At 52.9% G+C, this 6,051-nt stretch carries 5 protein-coding genes; all 5 read left to right on the top strand.

What is annotated here, in order from left to right; genetic code table 11:
• Positions 1-5: 5 nt before the first annotated feature.
• On the top strand, positions 6-1,229 hold the full coding sequence (locus B147_RS0104905; RefSeq protein ID WP_425387005.1) for a nitrogenase component 1: 1,224 nt from the start codon (positions 6-8) through the stop codon (positions 1,227-1,229).
• 108 nt (positions 1,230-1,337) lie between these two features.
• The gene (gene nifK / locus B147_RS0104900) at positions 1,338-2,714 is read left to right on the top strand and encodes a nitrogenase molybdenum-iron protein subunit beta (protein ID WP_020586124.1); all 1,377 of its coding nucleotides are present in this window, start codon (positions 1,338-1,340) and stop codon (positions 2,712-2,714) included.
• 15 nt (positions 2,715-2,729) lie between these two features.
• A complete protein-coding gene (nifE, locus tag B147_RS0104895) occupies positions 2,730-4,106 on the top strand; it encodes a nitrogenase iron-molybdenum cofactor biosynthesis protein NifE (protein ID WP_020586123.1) in 1,377 nt (458 codons plus the stop codon).
• Complete coding sequence (locus tag B147_RS0104890) at positions 4,103-5,515, top strand: nitrogenase component 1 (RefSeq protein ID WP_020586122.1); 1,413 nt, start codon at positions 4,103-4,105, stop codon at positions 5,513-5,515. Before nifE ends, B147_RS0104890 begins: the two co-directional genes overlap by 4 nt.
• Before the next feature lie 5 nt (positions 5,516-5,520).
• Positions 5,521-6,051, top strand: a 531-nt coding sequence (locus B147_RS0104885; RefSeq protein ID WP_033396913.1) for a radical SAM protein, incomplete at its 3' end; no start/stop codon positions are given.

Here is a 6,051-nt window from a genome sequence, read left to right as displayed (position 1 = left end):
CCGCCATCCAGGAAGCCTATGACATTTTTAAACCCAAGTCCATCTCCATCTTTTCCACCTGTCCGGTGGGGCTGATCGGCGACGATATCCATGCCGTGGCACGGGAGATGAAAGCAGAGCTGGGCATCAACATTTTCGGCTTCTCCTGTGAGGGATATAAGGGTGTAAGTCAGTCTGCCGGCCATCATATTGCCAACAACGCCATTTTTACCCATGTTGTGGGNCTGGATGATACGGTCATGGACGCGAAATACAAAATCAACCTGCTGGGCGAATACAACATCGGCGGTGACGGGTTCATCATTGAAGATTTGCTGAATAAATGCGGTATCCAGCTGGTTTCCACATTTTCAGGTAACTCCACCATGGATCAGTTTGCCAACTGCCACACCGCGGACCTCAATGCGGTCATGTGCCACAGATCCATTAACTACGTGGCGGACATGCTTGAGATCAAGTACGGTATCCCCTGGATAAAAGTCAGTTTCCTGGGACCGACGTCAACCGCCAGCAGCCTGCGCAAAATAGCCGCCTATTTCGAAGACCAGGAACTCATCGATAAGGTGGAAGAGGTAATTGCCGAGGAAATGGCGCCGGTTGAAGCCAAAATCAAAGAGGTTAAACCCCGGTGTGAAGGTAAAACCGCCATGATGTTTGTGGGTGGCTCCCGTGCCCACCACTACCAGGAGCTGTTCCGGGCCATCGGCATGGAAGTGCTTTCCGCAGGATACGAGTTTGCCCACAGGGATGACTATGAAGGACGCCATGTCATTCCGGACATTAAAATTGATGCAGACTCCAGAAACATTGAGGAGCTGGAAATCGAACCGGATGAAACCCGGTATAACCCCAGAAAAACCGAGGCCGAGATGGAAGCGCTGGAGGCAAAGGGGTATGCGTTTAAAGAGTATGAGGGCATGATTCCTGATATGGTCGAAGGTTCCCTGATTGTTGACGACATCAGCCAGCACGAAACAGAAACCCTGATTGAAATGTATAAACCGGACATCTTTTGTGCCGGTATCAAGGAAAAATACGCAGTTCAGAAGCACGGCATTCCCATGAAGCAGCTCCACTCCTATGACACGGGTGGCCCCTACGCGGTATTCAAGGGATTTATGAATTTTTGCGATGAAATTGACCGCATGCTCAATGCCAATATCTGGGAGTATCTGGAAGCGCCCTGGCAGAAGGCCCCTGAATTGTCCGCCAAGTATAATATGGAATAACGGCCATGGGCTGGCCTGGTCTCTNACCAAGGTCTGCCCTTCATAAATCATGAACGAATTCAATGTAATTAGTTGAACATACAGATAAAAAAGCAACAGGAGAAACTTATGCTGCTTCGACATACACCCAAAGAGATTAAAGAAAGAAAAGTTCTGGCTGTTAACCCGGCGAAGACATGCCAGCCCATCGGGGCCATGTACGCAGGATTAGGTATTCATGGCTGCCTGCCCCACAGCCATGGGTCCCAGGGCTGCTGCGCCTATCACAGATCCACCTTGACCCGTCATTACCGTGAACCCATCATGGCGGCCACCTCCTCCTTTACTGAAGGGGCATCGGTATTCGGCGGCCAGGCCAATCTGCTCCAGGCCCTTTTAACCATATTCACCACGTATAAACCGGACATGGTTGCGGTTCACACCACCTGTCTGTCCGAAACCATCGGCGACGACGTGAACCAGATTGTCAAGAAGGCCTATAAAGACGGCACCATCCCCGAAGGCAAGTATGTGGTCCATACGGCAACACCGTCCTATGTGGGCTCCCATGTCACCGGCTTTTCCAATATGGTAAAATCCATCGCCCTCCAGATGGCTGAAAAGACCGGCAAATCCAACGGGAAAGTCAACATTGTGCCCGGATTTGTGGAACCGTCTGATATGGCTGAAATGAAACGGATCGCCGAGATGCTGGGCATTGAGACCATTCTTTTCCCGGACACCTCCGGCATTGTGAACGGGCCATTGACCGGTAAATTCAATATGTATCCCAAGGGCGGGACAAGCATTGATGAGCTGAAAAGCACAGGCGACAGCATCGCTTCCATCGGCCTTGGTGCCTGGGCTTCATCTGATGCGGTTAAAGCCCTTGACGCCCAGTGCAAGGTCCCCTGCCAGGTGCAGGATCTGCCCATCGGCCTGTTGGCGACAGACCGGTTTGTTGATGCCCTGCGCACCGTAGCCGGCGTCTCCGTACCCGATGCCGTTACAAGGGAACGCGGACAGCTTTTGGATGTGATCTCAGACATGCAGCCCCACCTGTACGGCAAAAAGGTGGCCATTGCCGGTGATCCGGACCAGCTCATCCCCATGGTCGAATTCCTGGTGACCATCGGCATGAAACCGGTTCACATCGTTACCGGCACCCCGGGCAAGGCTTTTACCAAACGGATCAAGGAAGTCACGGCCAAGTTCGGCGACGACATCAACGTCAAAGGCCCCAGTGACCTGTTTTACCTGCATCAGCTGATTAAGAACGAACCCGTGGACCTGCTCATCTGCAACACCTACGGCAAATACATTGCCCGGGACGAGGATATTCCCTTTGTACGCCATGGCTTCCCCATCCTGGACCGGGTCGGCCACTCCTACTTCCCTTCCGTGGGATACAGCGGCGGGCTGCAGTTCCTGATTAAAATCCTGGGCGCCCTGATGGACCGCACGGACCGGGATGCACCCGAAGAACGTTTTGAACTGGTAGAATAGTAAAGGATAAATAAAATGACCTCCATATCGGTACTCAAACAGAGAGAAAAACAGATCTACCAGAAGGGTAACCAGCCCTTTGAGATGGAATGTGAAACCAAGAGTCTGGCCGGCGCAGTCAGCCAGCGGGCCTGTGTGTTCTGCGGCTCCCGGGTGGTGCTTTACCCCATTGCCGACGCCTTGCATCTGATTCACGGCCCCATCGGGTGCGCCTCCTATACCTGGGACATCAGAGGGGCCCAATCTTCGGGCCCGGAGCTTCACCGGATGAGTTTTTCAACGGACCTGTCAGAGACCGATATTATCTATGGCGGAGAAAAAAAGCTGAAAAAGGCATTGCTGGAGCTGATTGAAAAATATTCACCCAAAGCGGCCTTTATCTACTGTACCTGTATTGTGGGCATTATTGGTGATGACGTGGATGCGGTCTGCCGCCAGGTGGAAGAAGAGACCAACATTCCTGTCATCGCTGTCCACTCCGAAGGGTTTAAAGGCACCAAAAAAGACGGATACAAGGCGGCATGCGACGCCTTGTTCAGTCTGATCGAAAGAAACAAGGCCCCCCGGGTCACCATCCCGGACTCCATCAATATCCTGGGCGAATTCAATATTGGCGGAGAGACATGGATCATTAAAAAATATTATGAAGCCATGGGGGTCAAGGTGGTCTCCGTGATCACCGGTGACGGCCGGGTGGAAGAAGTACAGCAGGCGGGCAATGCCGCCCTGAACGTGGTCCAGTGTTCAGGGTCGGTGACCCACCTGGCAAAGCAGATGGAAAAAGAGTACGGCATCCCTTATATAAGGGTCTCCTATTTCGGTATCGAAGACACCTCCGAGGCCCTGTACCAGGTGGCGGTACACTTTAACAAAAATCCTGAGATTTTAAAAAAGACCCGGGACCTGATCAAAAAAGAAGTCCAGGCCATTGTCCCCACCCTGGAGACCATGAAAAAAGACCTTGAAGGCAAAAAAGCATCCATATACGTAGGCGGCGCGTTCAAGGCATTCTCCATGATCAAGGCATTAAAAACCCTGGGCATGGAAGTGGTCCTGGCAGGCTCCCAGACCGGTACCAAAGAAGACTATGAGGTGCTTAGGCAGATGTGCAACGAGGGCACCGTGATTTTAGATGACTCAAACCCCCTGGAGCTGGCCAAGTATTCCGTTGAAAAGGACGCGGACCTGTTCATCGGCGGGGTTAAGGAACGGCCCATTGCCTATAAGATGGGCATCGGGTTCTGCGACCATAACCATGAACGCAAAATTCCCCTGGTGGGATTTGAAGGCATGGTCAATTTTGCAAAAGAAGTACACGGAACCGTTACAAGCCCGGTATGGGATCTTGTGCCCAGACGGCAGAACCCCACCGGAAAGGAAGGTGCGATATGACCCCGAGCAAATCTTATAAAGAGACACCCTCATATACCCCGACCCAGAATGCATGTAAAATGTGCACACCCTTAGGGGCCACCCTGGTGTTCCAGGGCATTGAAGGCTGCGTACCCCTGCTTCACGGCTCCCAGGGATGTTCAACCTATATGCGGCGCTACCTGATCTCCCATTTCAAGGAACCCGTGGATATTGCCTCATCCAACTTCACCGAGGAAACCGCCGTATTCGGCGGCGGGGCCAACCTGAAGCTGGCCATTGAAAACGTGGCCCGCCAGTATGCCCCGAGTATGATCGGTATCGCCACCACCTGCCTGTCAGAAACCATTGGGGATGATGTCCAGTTAATATTAAACAGCATGGACAATCATATAAACAGCACGGCCCTGGTCCATGTATCCACACCATCATATTCCGGCACCCATGTGGACGGATTCCATGGTGCCGTGGCAGCCGTGGTGGACCGCTTCAACCCGGCGGGCAAAAGAATCGTTTACCGGCCCAAGAAAAAGAAAAAAGTCAATTTGTTCCCCGGCATGCTCTCCAATGAAGATCTGCGGCACTTAAAAGACATTTTTGAGGATTTTCATACCCCTGTGGCCATCCTGCCCGATTATTCCGAGCGGCTGGAAGGGCCGTCATGGCAGGAATACCAGGCCATCCAGAAAGGGGGCACAACCATTTCAGCTATTGAAAAGATGAATGTGGCCGTCCACAGTATGGAGTTCGGTGCCGTGCTGGCCCTGGCCGCAGAAAAGGGCCTGGAAACCGCAGGCGCTATCCTGAACAAACGCTTTGGCGTCCCCTGCACCCGCCTGCCCATCCCCATCGGGGTCAAGGCCACGGACCGCTTTTTGGATATCCTGTCCCAGATTTCGGGCCGGCCCGTTCCCGAACGGTACAGAAAAGAGAAATGGCGGCTGGTGGATGCCTATGTGGACGGCAATAAATATGTAGCCAAAAAACGGGCACTGATTTACGGGGAAGAGGATTTTGTGGTCTCCATGGCCGGATTCCTTGCCGAAGTGGGTATCATCCCTGTGCTCTGCGCATCCGGCGGTAAAAGCAAAACTTTTAAAAAAGCCCTTGAACAGACCCTGCCCGAAACCCTCATTGACCAGGTGATCATCCAGAATGACATGGACTTCACCTGCATGGAAGAGACCGCGGCCGCCATGCCCGAAGATCAGCGGCCTGAACTCATCATCGGTAACTCCAAGGGCTATGCCATGGCAAGACGGCTGAAAATCCCGTTGGTCCGGGTGGGATTTCCCATCCACGACCGTGTAGGCGGCTCGCGTATCCTGCACGTGGGATACAAAGGGGCCCAGCAGTTGTTTGATAATATCGTCAATGCCATTTTAACTGAAAAACAGACCGAATCCAGAATCGGATACTCATATATGTAAGGAAAATGAAGATGAATTTAGATAACCATCCCTGTTTTAATAAAAAGTCCTGCAAGGATTTCGGTCGGGTTCACCTCCCGGTTGCGCCGGCCTGTAACATCCAGTGTAATTTCTGCAACAGAAAGTTTGACTGTGTTAACGAGAGCCGCCCCGGGGTCACCTCCTCCATTTTGAGTCCGGACCAGGCCATGGCCTACCTGGCAGAGGTGGTTGAAGCCAAACCCAACACCTCCGTGGTGGGCATTGCAGGCCCGGGCGATCCCTTTGCCAATGGCGACAAAACCATGGAAACCCTGACCAAGGTGCGCGCCGCCTACCCGGAAATGCTGCTGTGCGTGGCCACCAACGGCCTGAACATNCAGCCCTACCTGGATGAACTGAAAGCCGTCAATACCACCCATGTGAGCATCACCATCAACGCGGTGGACCCTGAAGTCGGCGCTAAAATTTATTCCTGGGTCCGGGACGGCAAACGGTCCGTGGGCCCGGCCCAGGGCGCAAAACTGATTTTGGAACGCCAGCTTGCCGCTGTTGAA

It is taken from the genome of Desulfobacter curvatus DSM 3379, from assembly GCF_000373985.1.
Classification (GTDB): Bacteria; Desulfobacterota; Desulfobacteria; order Desulfobacterales; family Desulfobacteraceae; genus Desulfobacter; species Desulfobacter curvatus.
Note: the sequence above shows the minus strand (reverse complement) of the source record. Positions and strands in the feature narration are given on the sequence as shown.